This is a genomic window from Microbacterium sp. B35-30 (assembly GCF_010634855.1).
In the GTDB taxonomy this organism is placed as follows: domain Bacteria; phylum Actinomycetota; class Actinomycetes; order Actinomycetales; family Microbacteriaceae; genus Microbacterium.
On sequence record NZ_MWLQ01000034.1, the window covers coordinates 17785 to 37834 of the forward strand.

Genomic DNA, 20050 nt, shown 5'->3' on the forward strand with positions numbered 1-20050 from the left:
CCCGCCTCACCGCGGCAGCGGCACTGCGATGACGGATGCCGCGGCCCGCGGCATCCGTCATCCCTCAGATCACGTGCTCGAAGGTGCGGTCGGGGTTGCCGAAGCGATGCGCCGTGATGGTCACGGACTGCTCGCGCAGGAATGGGAGCAGCTCGAGGCGCCCGGCCGTGGTGACCTCGTTGTCGTAGACGGCGAGGTCGGGGTCTCCGCCCACGGCCTGGGCCACCGTCGTGTGCAGTGCGGCGACGGACTCCGCCGGTCCGATCAGGCGCACGCGCGAGGGCCGGGGTGCCGGGCTGGCGTCGGCGACGGCGGCCAGCACATCCTCGTCGGCGGTCATCCGCTGCAGCCACTGCTCGTCCGTCTCGACGTAGACGGCGACGTCCTCGTCCGCCAACACTCGACGGACGGCTGCCGGCAGCCCGACGGGGGCGCTCAGCGTGAGCGCCGACCCGGCGCGGAGTCCTGCGACCACCACGCGCAGCACCGCCTGCCACGAGGCGTCCGCCGTCGCCCGCAGCGCGACAGCCGGGATCGGGCGGTACCGGAAGAGGTTGCGCTCGACGCCGAGGCCCGAGACGTCCTTGACCTGGCCGAACTCGCGGTCCCAGGCGATCGCGTCCGAGAGGGCACCGCGGCGCAGCCACTCGAACGCCTCGTAGTCCAGTGACGGCTGGGCCGCCTCGATCAGCGCGGCGATGCGGGTGTCGAGGCCGCGCAGGTGCAGCGTCGCCGAGGCGGGCACACCGGAGGTGGGCCGCCAGCGGCCGAGTCCGACGAGGTAGTTCGGCCCGCCGGCCTTCGCGCCGGCTCCGACCGACGAGCGCTTCCAGCCGCCGAAGGGCTGCCGCTGCACGATCGCGCCGGTGATGCCGCGGTTGACATAGAGGTTGCCGGCCTCGACGCGGTCGAGCCAGAGCGCGAGGTCGTCGGGGTGCTGCGTGTAGAGGCCGGCCGTGAGTCCGTACGAGACGGCGTTCTGCAGCTCGATCGCCCGGGCGAGCGACGAGGCGTGCATGATCCCGAGCACGGGCCCGAAGAACTCCTCCTGGTGGAAGCGCGACCCAGGCTGCACGCCGGTTCGGATGCCGGGGGTCCAGAGCCGGCCCGCATACTCCGGCGCACCGTCCACGCGTCGTGGCTCGACGAGCCACGACTCGCCCTCGTCGAGCGTGGTGAGGGCCCACTGGAGCTTGCCGCGCGGCACCTCGACGACGGGCCCCACCTCGCTGAGCGGGTCGGACGGCGCGCCGACGCGGAGCGAGGTCGCGGCATCCACCAGCTGACGCGCGAAGCGCTGCGAGTGGCCGACGGGTCCGACGAGGATCGCGAGCGAGGCCGCCGAGCACTTCTGCCCGGCATGGCCGAACGCGCTCTTGACGAGATCGGATGCCGCGAGGTCGAGGTCGGCGGTCGGCGTGACGATCATGGCGTTCTTGCCGCTGGTCTCGGCAAGGAGCGGCAGGTCGGGCCGCCACGAGCGGAACAGCGCCGCCGTCTCCCACGCGCCGGTGAGGATGACCCGGTCGACGTCGGGATGCGACAGCAGCGTCTGCCCGAGACCGCCCTCGTCGATGTCGACCAGCGCGAGCACATCCCGTGGGACGCCGGCCGCCCACAGCGCCTCGGCCACGACGGCGGCGCAGCGCCGTGCCTGCGGTGCGGGCTTGAACACGACGCCCGAGCCGGCGGCGAGTGCGGCGAGCACCCCGCCCGCGGGGATCGCGATCGGGAAGTTCCACGGCGGGGTGACGACGGTCAGCCGCGCCGGCTGGAACACCGCACCGCTCACGCGGTCGAGCTCACGGGCCGTGGCGGCGTAGTAATTGGCGAAGTCGACGGCCTCGCTCACCTCGACGTCCGCCTCGGCGAAGACCTTGCCGGTCTCGGAGGCCGCCACCTCGATGAGCTCGCCGCGGCGAGCCTCCAGGGCCTTCGCAGCGGCGGTGAGCACACCCGCGCGATCGGCGGCGGGCAGGGCGCCCCACGCCTGCGCGGCAGACCGCACGCCCCCCACGATCGCCTGCAGCGCGGGCTCGTCGGTGACGCGCGCGGCCGCGATGGTCGCGTCGCCTGCGCGGGACGTCTCGATGCGCGACAGGATGTCCCGCGCCCAGCTGCGATTGGCCGGCAGGGCCGGATCGCTGTCGGCGGTGTTGCGGAACCCCGGGGCGCCGGCGGCCCGCAAACCGCCCTCGCGCGGAGCGAAGACCGCGGTCTCGACGAACGCCTCGGCGCCGAAGACCTGCTGGGGGACGGACCGTTCGAGGGGAGCGGTGTCGCCGGGCACGGCCGATCGGGCGATGCCGATCACGGCCTGTGTGAGACCGGACTCGTCGGAGGCGGCCGCGGCGCGGCGCAGGCGCGCCTGCGCGCGGGGCGACTCCGCACGGTCGGTCGTGCCTGTTCCGCCGGCCTCGGTGAGGGCCGCCGCCTCGGCGCCGCGGTCCTGCGAGCGGTGGGGGCCGGTCGCGAGCCCGGGGTCGTCGGCGCGGGCGAGCGACGCGAGGAAGCGGTCGCGCTCCCGTGCGAACATCGCGGGATCGTCGGCGAGGTCGAAGGCGGCGGACAGGAAGTTGTCGCTCGAGGCGTTCTCCTCCAGCCGCCGCACGAGATAGCTGATCGCCACGTCGAACTCGTCGGGGCGCACGACCGGCACGTACAGCAGCACGTGGCCGACCTCGCGGGCCACCGCCTGCACCTGGCCCTGCGCCATGCCGAGCAGCATCTCGAACTCCACATCGGGAGCGGTCGCTGGGCCTGTCGAAGCGCCGCTCGCCGGCCCCGGCGAGCCGGATCGGGCGAGCAGCCAGGCGTACGCGATGTCGAAGAGATTGTGGCCGGCGACGCCGATCCGCACGGCGGCGGTGTGCTCGGGGCGCAGCGCGTAGCGCAGGCACCGGATGTAGTTGGCGTCGGAGTCGATCTTCTGGTCGTACGTGGCGAGAGTCCAGTCGTGCATGACGGCATCCACCCGCTCCATGGCGAGGTTGGCGCCCTTCACCAGACGCACCTTGATGCGCGCGCCGCCGGCCGCGACCCGCTGCTGAGCCCACGCGGTGAGCTGCTCGAGCGCCGGAAGGGCGTCGGGAAGGTATGCCTGCAGCACGATGCCGGCCTCGAGCAGCCGCAGCCGTGGATCCTCGAGCAGTCGCGTGAACACCGCGATCGTGAGATCGAGGTCGCGGTACTCCTCCATGTCGAGGTTGATGAAGGTGCCGTCGGTGGCGGCGGTGAGGTACAGCGGCCGCAGCCGCTCGACGACCTTCTCGACCACTTCGTCGAACGCCCACATCGAGATGTGGCTGACGATCGCCGAGACCTTGACCGAGACGTAGTCCACATCGGGCCGGCGGATGAGCTCATGGATGCCCTCCAGCCGACGCAGCGCCTCCTGCTCGCCGAGCACCGCCTCGCCCAGCAGATTGAGGTTCAGCCGTGCCCCGCTCTCGCGCAGCGCCGCGATGGCCGGTCCGAGCTTGTCGGGGCGCGCGTCGACGACGAGGTGGCCGACCATGCCGCGCAGCACGCGTCGCGCGATCGGCACCACCGGCGACGGCAGCACGGGCGCGACGGCGCCGCCCACGCGGACGGCGCCGCGCAGGTGCCACGGCAGAAAGCCCGGCACGAGCGGTGCCACACGGTGCAGATGGGATGCCGCGGCCGACAGGCTCTCGGGCCGCATCACGCCGTCGACGAAGCCGATGGTGAACGGCAGGCCGTTGGGGTCTTTGAGCACGCCGGCGAGGCGCTCGGCCGCGGGGTCGACCTCGGCCTCGGCGCTCTCGGCGACCCACCGCTGGGCAAGCGACACCGCCGCGGCGGCCAGGCGCCCCTCGGCTCCGTCTTCCATTCGCACTCCCGATGTGACGTCGTTCGAATCCCTGAGTCCAGCCTGCACCTCGATGTGCCCAGCCGGCGCGACCGTGGGCACTCTGCCGTCGACTTGCTGCATGTGGTCCAGGGTGAGGCATCCGTTCATTCGTGAAAAGCGATCATCTACGATCTGTATTGTTCGGATTCATCGATGGGATGCTGATGTTCGAGCTGCGACGACTGCGACTGCTCCACGAACTGGCGCTGCGAGGCACGCTGGCCGCGGTGGCGGAGGCGCTCGCGTACAGCCCGTCGACGATCTCGCAGCAGCTCACGCAGCTGGAGAAAGAGGCGGGCGTCGTCCTGCTCGCGCCGGACGGGCGCCGGGTGCGGCTCACCGAACATGGACGGATCCTCGCCGCGCACGCCGCCCGCGCCCTCGACCTCGACGAACGGGCACGAGGCGAGCTCGAGTCGCTGCACCCCGGCCTGGCACCGGTGCGCGTCGCCGTCATGCAGACTGCCGCCCTCGCGATCGTTCCGGCGGCGCTGGCGCTCCTGGCCGAACGCGCTCCGCACCTGCGGGTCGAACTCGTCGAGATGCCTCCGGAGCGGGGGCTCTTCGAGCTCACCGCTCGCGGCGTCGATCTCGTCATCGCCGAGCAGTACCCCGGACACACGCGCGCGCACACCGAGGGTCTCGACCGCGCGACGCTGGGAACCGACCCGATCCGCCTGGCCGTGGCATCCGCCGACACGGCCCGGTCCCTCGACGACCTGCGCGACCGGCCGTGGGTGATGGAGCCCGCCGGCACCGCCGCGCGGCTGTGGGCGGTGCAGCAGTGCCGCGCGGCCGGGTTCGAACCCGACGTGCGCTACGAACTCGCCGATCTGTCGGCCCATGCGCGGCTGGTCGCGGCGGGGCAGGCGGTCGCGGTGCTGCCCGACCTGCTGTGGGAGGGAGCTGCAGCACCGGTGACGCTGCTCGATCTTCCCGGCCGCCCCACCCGCGAGATCTTCAGCGCGCAGCGCACCGCGTCGCAGGCTCGAGCCGGCATCCTCGAGGTGCGGCGCGCGCTGCGGGACGCCTTTCCGGCGGCATCCGAGTCCGGGCGCCTCTCGCCCTAGGCTGGCCTCGTGCCCGAGTCGCCGACCGCCCCCACCGAGCCGAAGCGCCGGTTCGCCTGGGTGCGCGCGGCGACCGATCGCGTGCCGACGAGATGGTTCGCGGGCATCGCCACCGGTGCGTTCCTGCTCGTCACGGCGGCCTTCGGCGGGCTCGCCACGGCGTCGCCGCCGGCGCCCGCGAGGCTGGAGCCGGGGGACGCGCACGTCACGGCGGAGCGCTCGCTCACGGTGCAGCGGGCGGTCCTCATCGACGAGCTGCCCGACGCGGGCGTCTTGCCCGAGGCCGGCGAACGCGTGTTCGCGATCGTCGCCGATGTCGAGAACGAGTGGGATCGGCCGGTGTCGGCCGGCTCCGGGGGCATCGGCGGCTCCTTGACGGTCGAAGGCATCGACACCGATGTCAGCGCCGCACGCTACGACGACACGACTCTCAGTCCCCAGATGCAGCCGCACGTTCCCGCGCGGATCGTCTTCGCGTGGGCCGTCCCCGCGGATGCATTCGCAGCCGACGACGAGGTGCCTGTCACTCTGTACGCGCGGTCGCTGTACACGGGCTCGTTCGTCACGACCGGCCAATGGTGGACCGACCCGGTGCGCGACGCGGTCGTCACCGTGGAGGTCGAGGACGTCGGCGCCGGTGTTGATGCGGAGGATGCCGATGGCCAGGGCTGATCGCGCACTCCCCCGCTGGGCGGCGTGGTCGATCGGAGCAGGCCTCGTCGTCGCCGCGTGGTTCGTGGCGCTCGTCACTCCCGGGGAGGAGCAGATCCAAGGACCGATGCCGCTGGTCGCAGCCGTCGGCGAAGAGGCCGTCGCACGCAACATCGCGGCCACAGTCACGGACGTCCGTCGCACGTCGGAGCTGCACGCGGGCGACTGGTCCGCCGAGGGGAACTGGGTCGTCGTCGAGCTCGACGTCGCGTCCGTGGCATCGGAGGACCTCGTGAGCCTGAATCACGCCGAGCTCGTCGTCGACGGCGTTCGCTATGGTGCCAGTGATCGTCCGGACTCGCTGCGGAAGGAGCAGCTGTCGGCGGGAATCCCGACGAGTGGCGGTCTCGCGTTCGAGCTGCCCGCCGACCTCGCCTCGGGGGACGCGACTCTGGAGCTGGCAGTGTCGTCTGACCGCCGGCTCGACTCGATGATCATGCTGGACTTCGACCTCGCCGCGGTTCCCACCGCTCCTCGTGACGAGCTGCCCGAGACCGGATGGGCGAACCTGTGAGCGGGTGGTGGCGCAGGAACGCGGTGGCGCTCGGCGCACTGGTGATCCTCGTTCCCGCCCTGGGGGCGACTGTGACCTGGCACGAGTGGAGCGAAGCGAACTCCGGCGCCCTGGCCGCCCCCGTCGTGCTCGAACAGGGTCAGCACACCCGCTATGGCGACGCGGTCGTGGGTCCCGCGGCGGCGGATTTCGTCGACGACCCGCTCGCGCCACCCGACGCGAGGGTCCTCAAGGTTCAGATCGACATCGACCCCGGCGCATCGGAGCTCGCGTGCGCGGAGCCCATGCTCCGCGAGCTGGAGGGGCTGAAGCGCGAGTGGGACGCCGACACGTCGTCGCTCACCACCGACTGGGACCCGCTGCATCCGGCATCCTGCTCGTCGGACCTGACCGAGCGGTACACGCTCGACGTGCGCTATGTCGTACCGCAGGACGCCGCCGGACCGTTCGCGGTGGACATGATCTCTGCCGAACTCTGGCCCGAGAACGTCCGCTTCATCGTCGAGCCCTGATCACCCGGATTCGTCCGCGGCACCGGAAGCACCCGCAGGAGTCGGCTCGCTGGAGGCCGCGACGGCGGCGCGGCGTGAGACGAGGCGGCCGATGACGGCGTCGTAGCCGCCCGCCACCAGCGCGATACGGACGGGTTCGATCAGCAGCGGGACGACGAGGAAGATCGCCTGATCGAACACGAGCCAGAAGTCGTTGAGGTCGTGGGGGCCGACGAGGCGCAGCAGACCCCATTCCGCCCATCCCTGGACGGCGAGCAGCACCGTGTACAGCAGTACGAATCCGCAGATGAGCACCGGGCCGGCGCGCCACATCAGCACGATCGCGTCGCCGATCGGGGTGAACCGCGACACGAGGTCCGCCCAGATGTCGCGGAGGCGCGCGCGGAGGCGCGCCGGGAGCGCGCGGTAGCGGCTGCGAAGGCGCACTCCGACCTCGCCCCCGAGGGAGTCGGCGGGCACCGGGTCGGGGGCGACCGCCTGCCCGTACACGACGCCGGCGATCGTGAGCCACGCAAGGGGAAGGAGGATGATCCCGCCGGCCTCGCCGATGAACCACTCGATTCCCTCCCAGACCCACGCGAGCGGCACGAATGCGGCCGAGACGGTGACCCGGAGGTCGTCGAGCCATACCATCCCCTGGCGCGTCTGCACCCAACCGGTCACGGAATCGATCACGACGGACAGGACGAGGGCGGCGAAATACACCCAGACGGCCTCGAGGTACGCGGCGATGACGGCGAACCAGCGAGGCAGTCGTTCGCGATAGCGCTTCAGCACCCACCGCAGCGTGAAGGCCACCACCACGATCGCGAACGTCACCGGTGTGAGGATCAGTGCTCCCGCCAGGCCGTCGCCTACCGGGTCGGTCTCCTCTACGATCGCCGCATAATTCAGTCCTGCGCTCACCTCGAGTGCGCGCGCCGAGTATGCCGCGGCATCTTCGCGCAGGAATCCCCACGCCGCATAGAAGGCGAAGAACGGCAGGATGCCGGCCAGGAGTGCGTCAGAGAACTGCCGACGACGTGTTGCGGCGTCCTCCGGCAGCGGTGCGATCCCGTCGAGCCGCCGCATGCCGTCCCGCACCACCAGGAGCATCGCGACGAGTGCGACCAGTCGCGAAAGGACCGCGAGTGGCAGCAGCAGAGATCCGGCGACCGCGTTGTAGGCACCGACGAAACCGGCCGCCTCGATCACGACATAACGGCCGAGCACGCCCGCTGCGTACCACGCGAGCAGCACCGGCCAGTGCCGCCACAGCAGGCGGCCCGCGGTGCGCAGCACGTCGAGCACGGCGATCACGCACCCACGCTAGCGGGCGACGTGCCGTCGTGCTCGACGTGCGGGTCAGGTGCGGTCGGTGCGGGTCTGCGGCGCCGGCGGCCGGGTGATGGGCTCGCCGGAGGCCGTGTCGCGGTCGTCTACGGTGTTCGCGTCGCGCACATCCGTCCGATGGTCGACGGTGTTCGCGTCACGCGCAGCGCTGCGGTCGTCGACCGTGTTCGCATTGCGGGTGGTCGCATTGCCGTCGGCATCGACGGTGGTCGCGGCGTTCGGCCGGCCGTCGTCGCCCACATAGGGGTCGACGTCGTCGGCCTTGCGCAGCGTCTCCGCCTGTCGCTGCCGCAGCTTGTCGGCCTCGTCGCTGTGCTCATCGATCGTGCCGACGCGGCGCTCGGCGTCGATGGAGGCCTCGGCGGCGCGGGCCTTGGCGGCTTCGGCTGCGGCCGACGCGGCCGCCGCGTCCGCACGCGCACGGGCAGCCTCGGCCTCGTGCTCACGAGCCTGCAGCTCGGTCTCCCGCGCTTCTGCCCGCAGCTTCTCGGCGCGATTGTGCTGCTGCTCCTGCCGCCGGTCGCGGCGTCCGCGCGCCGTCACCAGCAGCGCGACGACGACGATCACGAGAACGATCGCGATGCCGACGATAATCCAGATCAGGGTGGTCGTGTCCACGGCCCACTCCCCCTCCCGCGCCGACCGGTCGCCGACGCCCTCGATCGTCCAGGCAACCGCACCCGGCCCGCCCGGGCAAACGGCTTGCGCGGTGGTGCCCAGTGCGCTAGCCCGCGTGGGCGCGCACCTGGGGGTCTCCGATGCGGGACGAACCGGCGCATATGATGAGGAGCCTCGCCAGCGCAGTTCCCCCCTATCCCCCCACATGCACCGAAGGTCATGCGTTGACAGAAGTATCTTCCCTCCGCTTCGACGGCGACAGCACGAGCGATGCCGCGGAGCTCCTCCGGTTGCGAGAGTGCGCGACAGAGTCGCTGCGCACGATCGGTCGGATCCAGTCCCATGGAATCCTCTTCGGCATCGACGAAGCCACTGGCGTCGTCGTCGTCGCCAGTGAGAACGTCGAGCGCTGGCTCGGCCGCGACCTGCGCGAGTCGGGCAGTGACGCGCTGGTCTCCGCCATCCGGCACGGCGTCGCAGTCGACCCCGTGCGCGCCGAGTTCGAAGGCGCGGTCTACGACGTCATCGCACATCGCGAAACGACACCGCTCCTCGTGGAGCTGGAGCCCATCGTCCCCGACCTCGACTACGTCCGCACCGGAGTGGTGAGCGCGATCCAACGCCTGGCCGGCCTTTCCGATCCTGACGAGCTGCGTCGACGGGCAGCTCGCGAGATCAAGGACATCACCGGGTTCGACCGAGTGATGTGCTATCACTTCCATGATGACGGCCACGGACAGGTCGTCGCGGACGAGCGCGAACCCGACATGGAGCCCTATCTCGGCCTGCACTTCCCGGCATCCGACATCCCCTCCCAGGCACGCGCGCTCTACATCGAGAAGCGCTCACGCGTGATCGCGAACACCGAAGACTCGGGACTTGCGCTGCAGACGCTGCTGCCGGAAGAGGAAGCCGTGGACCTCGGCATGACCGAACTCCGCGCGGTCTCGCCCCACCACCTCCAGTTCATGCGGAACATGGGCCAGGTCTCGACGGTGTCGTTCGGCGTCCTCATCGACGATCGCCTGGTCGGGATGTTCACGTGCGCGCACCGCTCACCCCGTCGGATCCCGGTGCTGCTGCGCCGGGCGATCGAGGTGATGGCAGCTCAGGTCGGCGCTCAGCTGTCCGCCGCCCACCAGATCCACCGGCTGCGCCGACAGCTCGAGGCCCGCGAGCGCCGCCTGTCGATCATCGCCCCCCTGTACGGTCGCAGCGACGTCGGCGCGGTCCTCATGACCGGCGAGCGCACGGTGCTCGACGTGGTGCCGTCGGATGGCGCCCTCCTGCGCATGGACGGTGCCGTCCACACGGTCGGCGTCGTGCCTCCGCCGGACCGCCTGCTCGCGGCGCTCGGCGAGCTCGAGCCGGGAAGGCTCGTCTGGGAGGCGCTCCCCCTCGAGCACCCCGAGCTGGCGGTGGAGATGCCGGGTGTCGCCGGCCTGTTGATCGTCCCGCTGGGCGGCGACGGCGACACGCTGGTCTTCCTCCGCGGCGAGGTCGCGCACTCGATCGACTGGCTCGGCGATCAGCGCGCCGAGAACCGGGATCATCCGCTCTCGCCGCGCCGATCGTTCTCGGCCTGGCGCGAGAGCGTCACAGGACGCAGCCTTCCCTGGGGGGAGCACGCTCAAGACGCGTTGGACCTGGGCGAGGAGATCCGTGTGGCCGTCACGGCGCGCACGCAGGCCGAACTCGCCGAGCTCGCGATGCGGGACCCGCTGACAGGCCTGCACAACCGCCGCTTCCTCGACGACCGCCTGGAGGAGCTCCTGCAGTCCCCCGACCGGCCGGTCGCCCTCGTGTTCCTCGACCTCGACGACTTCAAGGTCGTCAACGACACCTATGGGCATGAGATGGGCGATGCGGTGCTCGCCGCGATCGGCAAGCGACTGAGCGGCGTCTCCCGCGCCTCGGACGCCGTGGTCCGTCTCGGCGGGGACGAGTTCATCATGGTCTGCGTGGGCGCGGGATCGATCGAGGCCGCCGCGATCGCGGGGCGGGCGGTCGAGGCGATCAGACAGCCCATCGTGATCCGCGGCACCGAGATCGCCGTGAATGCCTCGGCGGGCGTCGTCGGGGCAGAGCCTGGCGCCACCCCTGGCGAGCTGCTGGTCGCTGCGGACGCCGCGATGTATCGCGCCAAGCGCGACGGGGGCGGCCGGGTATCAGCGTGAGGGGAGCTCTGGCTCCGGCACGAGGCGCAGCCCGGTGGAGGAGTTCGCGGTGTCGACGAGGTCCTGCAGCCAGAGCCGATTGATGTCGGGCATCGGCCCGTCGTACTGGAAGCGCAGGGTGGTGACGGGTGAGATCCACACCGCCTGCCGTGCCGACGTCTGCTGGTCGATCAGCGAGAACGACAGATTCTCGCGTCGACGCAGCTTCGCCATGATGACGAGCTCGATATGCGCGAGCGCCCGGTCCTCGATCTCGAAGGATGCCGGTGGGGAGCCGTAGTGAAGTGTGCCCACCGGTCGATCCTAACCGGCGCCGTCGGCAGGTACTGTAGGGCCATGGCGATCGTGAACCGGCTGACTGTCGACGGACGCGACTATTTCCTCCCCGACCCCGTCACGGAGCTCAAGGGCAAGATCCTCGAGGCGATCAAGGCGGGTGGCGGGTATGTGAACATCCCCCCGCTGCGCGGCGGCCCTGGCGTCGACATCCTCTTCTCGCCCGGAATGCCCGTCACCTGGTCGCAGTTCGAGGTCGGGGACGCCGGCGCGAACGCGGACGAGGCCTCCGACGACGCCGGGGACTACGGGCTCTGACCGGCGACCGCTGACCGGCGCCGAGAGAGCCGCAGCCGACGCCCGCACTCAGACGCGGGCGAGCAGCTCGTCCATCTCTCCGACCGACAGCGGGATCCCCCAGAGATAGCCCTGGCCGCGGTGGCAGCCCCGCGCCACCGAACGCTCCAGATCGGCGACCGTCTCGATCCCCTCGGCGACCACCCGCCAGCCGTGGTCGCCGCTGCTCTCGACCACGGCCGCGATCGCGTCGTCCGCGGCAGCATCGGTCCGCTGCGTGAGCGACCGGTCGATCTTGACCTCGTCGATGGGAAGCGCCTCGAGCATCTCGACCGTGGTGTCGCCCGCCGCGTAATCGTCGACCGAGATCGCGACGCCGACCGAGTGGAGCGACTGGATCGCCGCCAGCATCGGAGGGCGCAGCTGCGGAGACGGCGCTTCGGTGATCTCGATGGTCATGATCGCGGGGTCGAGGTCGAGTTCGTCAAGCCGGGCGAGCACCGTCTCGGCATAGCGCGACGAGAAGTGCGCGGGAGAGGCGTTGACCGCGAGGGCCAGCAGGTGACCCTCCTCCCGCCACCGGGCGATCTCATCCGCGGCGCGTGCGAAGACGTGCGCATCCATCTCGTCGAGGAACTCCGCCGCCTCCGCCAGAGGGATGAACCGTTCGGGCGATACGGCGCCGAGCAGCGCATGGTTCCAGCGGCAGAGCGCCTCGACGGCGACGGGCCCGGGCGGCGACGCAGCCAGGGCGGTGCTGGAGGCGGCCGCGCTCGACGCGAGGAGGTCGTACTGCGGTTGGAACGCGATCGACAGCTCGCCGGCTGAAAGCGCAGAGCGCAGGTCCCGAGTGAGTTGAGGCGAGCTGACCATTCCACCAGAGTCGACGAGCCGTTCGATCCGCGCAACACCAGACATGAGCGCTCAAAATGGCTATACTGCGCGTCACCGCCCCCCGGCGGCCGAATCGAAACCAAGGAGCAGGTCGGCGTGGCCGACCTGCCGCGCGCGGACTACTCTGGATGCGATGGGCACGCTCACCTACGATTCACGGGTCACCGTCTCGTTCGACGACCGGATCCTCGCGCACCTGCAGGCAGTCATCTGGGCCAAGCTGCGGCGTGGCGAGGCGTTCCCGTTCACGTGGACGGATCCGATGCGCAGCGGGCTCGGCCGTACGTCGATCTGGCTCAGCCCGAGCGTCACGCTGACGTTCGAGTACTTCGGCGGGCGCCAGCCGCGCCTGAACCCGGCCTGGGTCGAGGCGCTCACCAAGGCCGCCAACTCCCCCGGCGGATTGACGATGGTCCCCGAGCCTGAGCACCCCGAGGGTGCCGCATAGCCCCTGGCACGGGTTCCGTCAAGAGGCGCCGGCGAGAATGACGCCTGCATAGCGTCGTCGTATGACACAGCACGCCGAAGACCTCGACACCGCCTGGGCGCTCCGATGGACGCAACCTCGCCGCGGAGAGTGGACGGCCGACCGCCACGGACGCGTCGTCGGCGAGGTCAGACGCGACGGCGAAGCATACGTCGCCACGCGCGGCAGCCGCACCGTCGGCACGTACCGATCCCTCGACGCGGCACTCGACGCCGTCGATCACCGCCCCCTCAGGACGGTGCAGCCGGACCGTTTCTGGACCCTCGTCCTGACCACCATCAACGTCGGCATCATCGCCGCCATCGCGCTGGTCGCCGGCGCCCTGCTGCGCTGACGCGCACAGCACGGCCGGGAATCATCCCCAGATGCTGGGCGCCTCCGCACGGGTGGGCGGAAGAGCGGATGCCGCAGCCCACTCGTGCACCCACTCGTCGACCTCGGGCACGCCCTCGGGACGCCCGATCGCGGCGAACAGCTCCTCGTGCGACAGCGTGCCGCCCGAGCGCTTCATCATGCGCGCCCGGATGATGGCCCGGGCGTAGACCTCGCCGTCGACCACCGCGCGATGCTCGAGGTAGACCGCCTTGTCGTCGTGGCCGATCATGCGGGACTCGACGTCGAATCGCTGCCACAGATTCAGCGACTTGCGGAAGGTGACGGTCTCGCTCGACACGACGGCGTACCACCCGCGCGTCTTCATGACGTCCCACAGCCCGGTGCGGACCAGGAGATCCCAGCGGCCGAGGTCGAACAGCGACAGGTAGCGACCGTTGTTCATATGGCGCAGCAGGTCGATGTCGGTGAGGAGTGTGGTCAGCCGGATGCGGCTGATCCCTGTCGGTTCGAGCCGTCCGCGACGACGCAGGCGCCGGCGCGCGGTCAGCATCACGATCAGGGTCCGCCACATCACGTTCACGAGGTGCGATGGTAGCGATCCTCGGCGGGTCCGCCGATTCGATTGTCGAATCCCGACATCTGCGCGGTGCCGATGCCTGCGGGACCGGACGGCAACACGTCTCGCCACTCGGTGTTCACCCGCCGTTCGCCGGATTTCAGGTCTCGCGCCGACGCGCGTAGAGTCTGGCCATGGAAGCCGAAACCCAGACCGACATCGTCGTCCGTCCGGTGCGCGACGTCGACGCGGAGGCCCTCGGCCGCGTTCACGCGACCGCCTGGCACGAGACGTACGACCACCTGATCAGCAAGGCCGCCCTCGAGGCGGTCTCACCCAAGCGCCTCGCCGAGCTGTGGACGCACTGGGCCGTCCAGGGCCCCGAGTTCAAGATGTTCGCCGCCCTCGTCAACGGCGAGATCGTCGGGTTCGCCGGCTCCGGCCCGGCCCGGGACAAGGACGCCCCGCGGTTCCGCGAGCTCTACTTCATCTACCTGCTGGACGCCTTCCACGGCACCGGCATCGGGCAGAAGCTCTTCGACGCCGTCGTCGAGCCCGCCGAGGGCCTGTACCTGTGGGTCGCAGACGACAACCCGCGGGCGCACCGCTTCTACACCCGCAACGGCTTCACGCTCGACGGAGCGTCGCACACCGAGCCGTTCCTCGGCGAGACCCTCACCGAGGTGCGCTTCGTGCGCTGATCCACCGCTGTCCGCTTCGCAGCAGGGGGCATGTCCGGTTCGCCGGGCATGCCCCCTCGCCTTGGCGCACTCGGTCGTTGAGCGAGCGAGGAACGAGCGAGACGAAACGCATCAGACGCATGACGAGCGTGCGTCCCGCGGGCTCGCTCGACGATCGGCACTCGAGTTTCCGGAAGACTGGAGTCATGCCGTTCCGCACCGCGCTCACCGTCTGGCCTCTCGAGGGCATCCCCGAGATCGAGGCCGGCGCCGACCTCGTCGACGTCATCGTGCGTGCCGGGGGCGACGAACTCGCGGACGGCGACATCCTCGTGGTGACCTCCAAGATCGTGTCGAAGGCCGAAGACCGCTTCGTCGTGGCCGATGACCGCGAAGACGCGATCACGGCCGAGACCGTGCGGGTCGTGGCATCCCGCACCACCCCGAACGGCTTCACGACGCGCATCGTCGAGAACCGTCTCGGCATGGTGTCGGCGGCGGCCGGCGTCGATGCGTCGAACACCCCGGACGGCACCGTGCTGCTGCTGCCCGTCGACCCCGACGCGTCGGCCCGCTCGATCGCGGCCGGGCTGCGGCAACGGCTCGGGGTCGAGGTCGGCGTCATCGTGTCGGACACGCTGGGCCGGGCGTGGCGCGAGGGCCAGACCGACCACGCCATCGGCGCCGGCGGCGTGCAGGTCTTCGAGGACCTTCGCGGGGGGACGGATGCCGAGGGCCGCCCCCTCGTCGTCACGATGCCGTGCGTCGCCGACGAGCTGGCCGCGGCCGCCGATCTGGTCAAGGGCAAGGCGACGCGGCGGCCTGTCGCCGTGGTCCGCGGCCGCGCCGACCTCGTCGGGGCCCTCGACCTTCCCGGCGCGCGGTCGATCGTGCGCCCACTCGAACGCGACATGTTCCGCCTCGGCGCCGATGAGGCCTATGCCGAGGGGTTCGCCGCGGGCGCGGCCGGGCTCATGCCCCCGGAGGCTTCGCCCAGATCAGGCGGCCTGCGCCCGGCATCCGCCGGGCCGGCCGCCTGACCGGGATCAGCGCCCGGCCTTGAGTACTGCCTGGCCGGCCGAGACCTGCACGCGGATCGTGTTCGACGCGCCCGGGGTGGAGCCGATCTCGTTCTCGAACTCGCCGGCCGACACGTCCGACGTGACGTCGTAGTCGCCTTCCGGCACGGTCATCCGCAGCGTGCCGGCGCTCACGTCGGCCTCGATCACGTCGGGCCCGGTGCCGGTGAGCACCGCGTCCAGCGAACCGGCGCTGACCGTCAGCACGGCCTCGGTCACGCCGTCGAGCTCGAGGGTGCCGCGGCCGGCGCTCACGTCGGCACTCAGCGACTCCGCCGATCCCGACACGTCGAACGATCCTGCTGCCAGCGAGAGGTCGAGCTCGCCGAAGTCGCCATCGGTCACGAATTCGCCGGCCGCGAGCGAGACGTCCGCGTCGAGGCCCTCGAGGGCGGCGGGCAGCAGCAGCACGGCATCCGCGCCCCCGTCGCCGAACCATCCACGCCAGCCGAGCCATCCGAACCGATCGGGTGACGCCACCTCGAGCCTGTCGCCGTCGCGCTCGAACCGCCAATTCTCGGCGCCCCACGAGCTGGTGACCTCGAGCTCGGCCTCCTGCACGTCGGCGAACTCGACGCGCAGCGTTCCCGCAGCGGCGTCGACGGCCAGCTCGCTGACACCGGCGACGTCGAGGGACCGCGTCGAGGTGTGGACGGATGCCGATGCGATCGTGCCGAAGACGGCCGACGTCATCGTGCCCAGCAGCACGAACGCGCCCAGCACGATGATGACGATCGCGACGACCCGCGATCCGCCCGAGGACGGCTGGGGCGCGTCGGCGGGGCGTTCCGGAGCGGCAGGAGGAGGAGGCGTCATGGTGGTGCTCATCGGTTCGTTCCTGTCTGCGGCCCGCGGCCGCCCGGTGTCTGCGAAGGAGGTGTCTGCGAAGGAGGTGTCGGTGGGGCAGGCGGCGTGGCGCCGCCGTGCTCGAGGTGGGCGATCGCCGCGAGCACGCGGCGGTTGCCCGACTCGTCGGGTTCGAGGTTCAGCTTCTGGAAGACGGCGGTGATGTGCTTCTCGACGCTGCCCTCGGTGACGTGCAGCGTCTTGGCGATGGCCTGGTTGGAGCGGCCCTCCGCGATCAGGGCCAGCACGGACGCCTCGCGATCGGTGAGGCGCAGCATCCGTTCGTCCCGCGTGCGGCGACTGAGCAGCTGCGCGACCACCTCCGGGTCGAGCACCGTGGCGCCTGCGGCGATGCGCTCGATCGCCTCGAGGAAGTCGGTCACGTCGGCCACCCGGTCTTTCAGGAGGTAGCCGAGCGCGCCGCCGCTGGACGAGATGAGGTCGGCGGCGTAGCGCTCCTCGACGTACTGCGACAGCACGAGCACCGCGAGCTCGGGGAGCCGGGCCCGCAGCGACAGCGCCGCACGGATGCCCTCGTCGGTCCATCTCGGCGGCAGGCGCACGTCGAGGATGCACAGTTCGGGAGCGGTCCGGTCGACCGTCTCGTCGAGGTTCGAGGCGTCGGGGAGGGCGGCGACCACCTCGTGGCCGGCGTCTTCGAGCACGCGCACCAGGCCTGCTCGCAGCAGGGCCGAGTCTTCGCAGATCAGGACGCGCACGGGATGCTCACCTCCACGCTCGTGGGTCCGCCGACGGGACTGTCGATGCGCGCCTCGCCGCCGGCCGCGAGAACGCGGTTGACGATGCCGTCGAGGCCGCCACCGGCGATCACCCGCGCACCGCCCACGCCGTTGTCTTCCACGCGCGCCCAGAGGGTGCCCGGTTCGCGCAGCCGCGCGATGACGCGCACCTCGGTGGCCCGGGAGTGCTTCGCGGCGTTGGTGAGCGCTTCGGCGATCACGAAGTACGCCGCCGCCTCGGTCCCGCGGCTGCAGCGGCCGTCGAGCCGCACGTCGGTGTGCACCGGCACGACCGAGCGTGCCACGAGCGCCGAAAGGGCGGCGTCGAGGCCACGATCGTCGAGGACGGACGTGTGGATGCCGCGGGCGAGCTGCCGCAGCTCGGTGATGGCCGCCTTGGTCGAGGTGTGGGCCTCGGCGATGAGCGCGCGTGCAGCCTCGGGGTCGGCGTCGATCTTCTGCTGCGCAAGGCCCAGCGTCATGCCGACCGACACCAGCCTCGGCTGCACACCGTCGTGGAGGTCGCGCTCGATGCGCGTGCGCTCGACGTCAGCGGCCCGGACGGCGCCGGCATGCTGCTGGCTGGAGACGCGCGCCTCCGCGGCCAGCTGCGCCTCGCGGGAGGGAACCATGATCGCTCGCGCCATGATGCCGTGGAGCACGCCGAGCCCGACGAGGCCGGCGGCGGCGACCAGTGCGGCGAGGATACCCACCGGCACCGCCCAGGAGAGCGGAACCTCGATGCCGGTGCGGGCCAGTCGCACCGCGCTCGCCTCGGCGAAGAGCGGCGTGAAGGCGAGCACGGCGCCCGAGACGAGTAGTCCGGCGAGCGCCACCACGACCCATCCGAGGATCGTCGCGATCGCCAGATTCGCGATCGCCCGCCAGGTGAGGGGGTCGATCGCCTGCATCCAGATCGTGCGCATGGCGCCGCCGAATCCGGGGCGTCCGCTCTTGCGGGGCCGGAGCGCCGGAAGCCCGAAACCGTAGAGACCGTCGACCCGCTGCGTCTCGAGCCACCCGAGCGCGAACAGCACGTAGACGAGCCCGATGAGCACGAGCAACCCGATGCCGACGACGAACACCAGGGCGATGCCGACGCCCAGCAGCGACAGGACGAGCGAGAACGCGGCGACGCCGATCACGCCGAGCGCGGCGAGCTGCGCGATGGCGCCCGCCACCTGGGCGGGCCGCGTCACCGGGTGGACGGCAGAAGAGTCCGAGGAGGTCATGCCCCTTACGGTAGGCGCGTGGACCGCCCCGCGCGCCCGAGGCAGCCGGAGTCTTGTCTTCGGGTTATCCCCCGGACGGACCCCGGGCACGCGATCGGCGCAGCTCCCATGCAGCCGTGGGGTGCTCGTGACGTCAGCGCAGTTGGGCGAGCGCTCGCTCATGCACTCGCGGGTCCGACCCCATGTCGGCCGGCGAGTCGGGGCCGTACACGACGAGCTCGTCCACACCGAGACTCGCCGCATGCTCCGCGGCCGAGAGGAAGGCGTCAACATCGGCGGTCGGGCGCACGCGGCCGAAGCCCAGCAGCAGCGAGCGCCGCACGGTCGACGGGTCGCGCCCGACGCGATCGCACTCCGCCGCGAAGCCGGCGGCCTGCTGCGCGATGAGCTGCCAGTACTCGTCGGCGTCGAGCTGCGTCGACCCCGGTCCACCGTAGGTGTTCCACGTGTCGGCGTGACGCGCGGCCAGTGCCAGCGCGCGCGGACCGTGAGCGGCCAGCAGCAGCTCGGGCGCGTCCACGCCCTCCGGGCGGCCCGTCGTCTCGAGGCCGGTGAACGACATGCTCTTGCCATGCCACTGGGTGGCGCCGTCGAGGACCGCCTGGTAGCCCTCGACGACGTCGGCGAAACGTGCGGACATCTCACCCAAGGTCGAGTTCTCGCCGCGGTCGGCGAGCTCGCACGGGGGTGCTCCGAGGCCCAGCCCCAGCACGAGGCGCCCTTCGGAGACGTCCTGGACGGTCATCGCCGCCCGCGCGAGCGCGACCGGCCGGCGGAAGACCGCGGAGGCGACGAGGGTGCCCAGCCGGATGCGCTCGGTGACCCCCGCCGCCGCCGTCAGGGTGGTGAATGCCTCGCCGAGCCACTCGCCGCGGGCCGTCGCATGGGTGAGATGGTCGTAGGTGTACGCGACGTCGTAGCCGACCTCGTCGGCCCAGCGGTACCAGCGCGCCTGCGCGTGCCACGGGCCCACCGGAGGGATCACCAGACTGATGCGACGCAGTGTCATGCGACTCAGGATGGCACGCGGCGACGGTCGTGTCGTGACGGCGGGCTAGGGTGCAGGGGTGGCAATACGGACCAAGGCGTCGCGCAGAGGCAATGGGACGCAGGCACCCCTGTTCGACTTCGATGAGAGCGTGCTCTCCGACCTCGCCGTCGGCGACCCGGCGTCGTTCGGCTCCGCGGGCTTCGAGGGGGTGGCCTACGCCGACGTCGTGCGCGAGGCGTGGGAGCTCCGCGTCGGCGACACCGTCGAGGCCACGCGCTTCGATGGCCTGGCCGTCGGCAGCTGGACGCTGCGCGGAGCGCACATCCTCGAATCGGTGATCACCGGGGCCGACATTCCTGCGGTATCCGGCGCCCGCAGCGGCTGGCGCGACGTCGAGATGCGCGACAGCAGGTTCGGGTCCTTCGAGGCGTACGACGCGTCGTGGCGCGGCGTCCGACTCATCCGCTGCAAGCTCGGTTATGTCAACCTCCGCGCCGCAGAGCTGCTCGACGTCGCGTTCGTCGACTGCACCATCGACGAGATCGACCTGCTGGATGCCTCGGCCCGCCGCGTCGCCTTCGAGGCCACCCGCATCGCCACGCTGAACGCGAGCGGCGCGCGGCTCACCGACGTCGATCTGCGTGGAGCCGACATCGGTCAGGTCGTCGGCCTGGAAGGCCTCCGCGGAGCCACGATCTCGCTCGAGCAGCTTCAGCTCATGGCGCCGGTGCTCGCCGACCTCGCCGGCATCCGCGTCGACCGCTGACCGCGGTCGCCTTCGACGGGAACCCGGTCCTCCCGAGAGTCCTCTTCCGGTCGTTGAGCGAG

General features: G+C 71.3%; 21 protein-coding genes. 11 read left to right on the forward strand and 10 right to left on the reverse strand.

Annotated elements, in window-relative coordinates; genetic code table 11:
• Positions 1–64: 64 nt before the first annotated feature.
• Positions 65–3853 (reverse strand): bifunctional proline dehydrogenase/L-glutamate gamma-semialdehyde dehydrogenase, encoded by a 3789-nt coding sequence (locus B2K11_RS17020; RefSeq protein ID WP_163620038.1) that lies wholly within the window; start codon positions 3851–3853, stop codon positions 65–67.
• 185 nt (positions 3854–4038) lie between these two features.
• On the opposite strand from B2K11_RS17020, the gene B2K11_RS17025 reads away from it, so the two are divergent.
• From B2K11_RS17025 to B2K11_RS17040, 4 genes are read left to right on the forward strand one after another with little or no spacing between them, the layout of a single operon-like run.
• The gene (locus B2K11_RS17025; RefSeq protein ID WP_163620119.1) at positions 4039–4944 is read left to right on the forward strand and encodes a LysR family transcriptional regulator; all 906 of its coding nucleotides are present in this window, start codon (positions 4039–4041) and stop codon (positions 4942–4944) included.
• Positions 4945–4953: 9 nt separating this feature from the next.
• Positions 4954–5616: a hypothetical protein gene (locus B2K11_RS17030; RefSeq protein WP_163620040.1), complete on the forward strand. Its 663-nt coding sequence runs from the start codon at positions 4954–4956 to the stop codon at positions 5614–5616.
• Positions 5603–6169: a DUF4352 domain-containing protein gene (locus tag B2K11_RS17035; protein WP_163620042.1), complete on the forward strand. Its 567-nt coding sequence runs from the start codon at positions 5603–5605 to the stop codon at positions 6167–6169. Before B2K11_RS17030 ends, B2K11_RS17035 begins: the two co-directional genes overlap by 14 nt.
• Complete coding sequence (locus B2K11_RS17040; RefSeq protein ID WP_163620043.1) at positions 6154–6681, forward strand: hypothetical protein; 528 nt, start codon at positions 6154–6156, stop codon at positions 6679–6681. Before B2K11_RS17035 ends, B2K11_RS17040 begins: the two co-directional genes overlap by 16 nt.
• On the opposite strand, the gene B2K11_RS17045 is transcribed toward B2K11_RS17040, so the two are convergent.
• Positions 6682–7980 (reverse strand): hypothetical protein, encoded by a 1299-nt coding sequence (locus B2K11_RS17045; RefSeq protein WP_163620046.1) that lies wholly within the window; start codon positions 7978–7980, stop codon positions 6682–6684.
• A 45-nt stretch (positions 7981–8025) separates the two neighbouring features.
• Positions 8026–8631: a hypothetical protein gene (locus tag B2K11_RS17050; protein WP_239526194.1), complete on the reverse strand. Its 606-nt coding sequence runs from the start codon at positions 8629–8631 to the stop codon at positions 8026–8028.
• A gap of 224 nt (positions 8632–8855) precedes the next feature.
• On the opposite strand from B2K11_RS17050, the gene B2K11_RS17055 reads away from it, so the two are divergent.
• Entirely contained in the window at positions 8856–10808 is a 1953-nt protein-coding gene (locus B2K11_RS17055; RefSeq protein WP_239526198.1) for a sensor domain-containing diguanylate cyclase, read from the forward strand.
• Here the strand turns inward: B2K11_RS17055 and B2K11_RS17060 are convergent.
• The gene (locus tag B2K11_RS17060) at positions 10800–11102 is read right to left on the reverse strand and encodes a hypothetical protein (protein ID WP_163620056.1); all 303 of its coding nucleotides are present in this window, start codon (positions 11100–11102) and stop codon (positions 10800–10802) included. The two genes, B2K11_RS17055 and B2K11_RS17060, sit on opposite strands and share 9 nt — an antisense overlap.
• Before the next feature lie 42 nt (positions 11103–11144).
• Between B2K11_RS17060 and B2K11_RS17065 the strand changes: the two genes are divergently transcribed.
• Positions 11145–11402 carry a hypothetical protein gene (locus B2K11_RS17065; protein WP_163620058.1) on the forward strand — a complete coding sequence of 86 codons (258 nt, stop codon included), beginning with the start codon at positions 11145–11147 and terminating at the stop codon, positions 11400–11402.
• A gap of 48 nt (positions 11403–11450) precedes the next feature.
• Here the strand turns inward: B2K11_RS17065 and B2K11_RS17070 are convergent, their stop codons facing one another.
• Positions 11451–12254, reverse strand: a complete 804-nt coding sequence (locus B2K11_RS17070) for an EAL domain-containing protein (RefSeq protein ID WP_163620060.1) — start codon at positions 12252–12254, stop codon at positions 11451–11453.
• 154 nt (positions 12255–12408) lie between these two features.
• Between B2K11_RS17070 and B2K11_RS17075 the strand changes: the two genes are divergently transcribed.
• Positions 12409–12723, forward strand: coding sequence for an ATP-dependent DNA ligase (locus tag B2K11_RS17075; protein ID WP_163620062.1), 315 nt, complete (start codon positions 12409–12411; stop codon positions 12721–12723).
• A gap of 61 nt (positions 12724–12784) precedes the next feature.
• A complete protein-coding gene (locus B2K11_RS17080) occupies positions 12785–13096 on the forward strand; it encodes a hypothetical protein (RefSeq protein WP_163620064.1) in 312 nt (103 codons plus the stop codon).
• Positions 13097–13117: 21 nt separating this feature from the next.
• Here B2K11_RS17080 and B2K11_RS17085 read toward each other — a convergent pair whose 3' ends face one another.
• Complete coding sequence (locus B2K11_RS17085; RefSeq protein WP_163620066.1) at positions 13118–13678, reverse strand: thioesterase family protein; 561 nt, start codon at positions 13676–13678, stop codon at positions 13118–13120.
• Between the two features lie 170 nt (positions 13679–13848).
• Between B2K11_RS17085 and B2K11_RS17090 the strand changes: the two genes are divergently transcribed.
• Both B2K11_RS17090 and cofE read left to right on the forward strand, forming a co-directional pair.
• The gene (locus B2K11_RS17090; RefSeq protein ID WP_163620068.1) at positions 13849–14355 is read left to right on the forward strand and encodes a GNAT family N-acetyltransferase; all 507 of its coding nucleotides are present in this window, start codon (positions 13849–13851) and stop codon (positions 14353–14355) included.
• 185 nt (positions 14356–14540) lie between these two features.
• On the forward strand, positions 14541–15374 hold the full coding sequence (cofE, locus tag B2K11_RS17095; protein WP_239526200.1) for a coenzyme F420-0:L-glutamate ligase: 834 nt from the start codon (positions 14541–14543) through the stop codon (positions 15372–15374).
• A 6-nt stretch (positions 15375–15380) separates the two neighbouring features.
• Here the strand turns inward: cofE and B2K11_RS17100 are convergent, their stop codons facing one another.
• From B2K11_RS17100 to B2K11_RS17115, 4 genes are all read right to left on the reverse strand, one after another.
• Positions 15381–16241: a hypothetical protein gene (locus tag B2K11_RS17100; RefSeq protein ID WP_163620071.1), complete on the reverse strand. Its 861-nt coding sequence runs from the start codon at positions 16239–16241 to the stop codon at positions 15381–15383.
• Positions 16238–16978, reverse strand: coding sequence for a response regulator transcription factor (locus B2K11_RS17105; protein ID WP_163620073.1), 741 nt, complete (start codon positions 16976–16978; stop codon positions 16238–16240). Before B2K11_RS17105 ends, B2K11_RS17100 begins: the two co-directional genes overlap by 4 nt.
• Positions 16966–18231, reverse strand: a complete 1266-nt coding sequence (locus B2K11_RS17110) for a histidine kinase (protein WP_163620075.1) — start codon at positions 18229–18231, stop codon at positions 16966–16968. Before B2K11_RS17110 ends, B2K11_RS17105 begins: the two co-directional genes overlap by 13 nt.
• Positions 18232–18364: 133 nt before the next feature.
• Positions 18365–19240 (reverse strand): LLM class flavin-dependent oxidoreductase, encoded by an 876-nt coding sequence (locus B2K11_RS17115; RefSeq protein WP_163620077.1) that lies wholly within the window; start codon positions 19238–19240, stop codon positions 18365–18367.
• Positions 19241–19298: 58 nt separating this feature from the next.
• Between B2K11_RS17115 and B2K11_RS17120 the strand changes: the two genes are divergently transcribed.
• Complete coding sequence (locus B2K11_RS17120; RefSeq protein WP_163620079.1) at positions 19299–19988, forward strand: pentapeptide repeat-containing protein; 690 nt, start codon at positions 19299–19301, stop codon at positions 19986–19988.
• Positions 19989–20050 lie beyond the last annotated feature (62 nt).

Coding starts and splice junctions, on each gene's coding strand:
- B2K11_RS17020 (WP_163620038.1), bottom strand. CDS start 3,853: ATGGAAGACGGAGCCGAGGGGCGCCTGGCCGCCGCGGCGGTGTCGCTT.
- B2K11_RS17025 (WP_163620119.1), top strand. CDS start 4,039: ATGTTCGAGCTGCGACGACTGCGACTGCTCCACGAACTGGCGCTGCGA.
- B2K11_RS17035 (WP_163620042.1), top strand. CDS start 5,603: ATGGCCAGGGCTGATCGCGCACTCCCCCGCTGGGCGGCGTGGTCGATC.
- B2K11_RS17040 (WP_163620043.1), top strand. CDS start 6,154: ATGGGCGAACCTGTGAGCGGGTGGTGGCGCAGGAACGCGGTGGCGCTC.
- B2K11_RS17065 (WP_163620058.1), top strand. CDS start 11,145: ATGGCGATCGTGAACCGGCTGACTGTCGACGGACGCGACTATTTCCTC.
- B2K11_RS17070 (WP_163620060.1), bottom strand. CDS start 12,254: ATGGTCAGCTCGCCTCAACTCACTCGGGACCTGCGCTCTGCGCTTTCA.
- B2K11_RS17075 (WP_163620062.1), top strand. CDS start 12,409: ATGGGCACGCTCACCTACGATTCACGGGTCACCGTCTCGTTCGACGAC.
- B2K11_RS17080 (WP_163620064.1), top strand. CDS start 12,785: ATGACACAGCACGCCGAAGACCTCGACACCGCCTGGGCGCTCCGATGG.
- B2K11_RS17090 (WP_163620068.1), top strand. CDS start 13,849: ATGGAAGCCGAAACCCAGACCGACATCGTCGTCCGTCCGGTGCGCGAC.
- cofE (WP_239526200.1), top strand. CDS start 14,541: ATGCCGTTCCGCACCGCGCTCACCGTCTGGCCTCTCGAGGGCATCCCC.
- B2K11_RS17100 (WP_163620071.1), bottom strand. CDS start 16,241: ATGAGCACCACCATGACGCCTCCTCCTCCTGCCGCTCCGGAACGCCCC.
- B2K11_RS17110 (WP_163620075.1), bottom strand. CDS start 18,231: ATGACCTCCTCGGACTCTTCTGCCGTCCACCCGGTGACGCGGCCCGCC.
- B2K11_RS17115 (WP_163620077.1), bottom strand. CDS start 19,240: ATGACACTGCGTCGCATCAGTCTGGTGATCCCTCCGGTGGGCCCGTGG.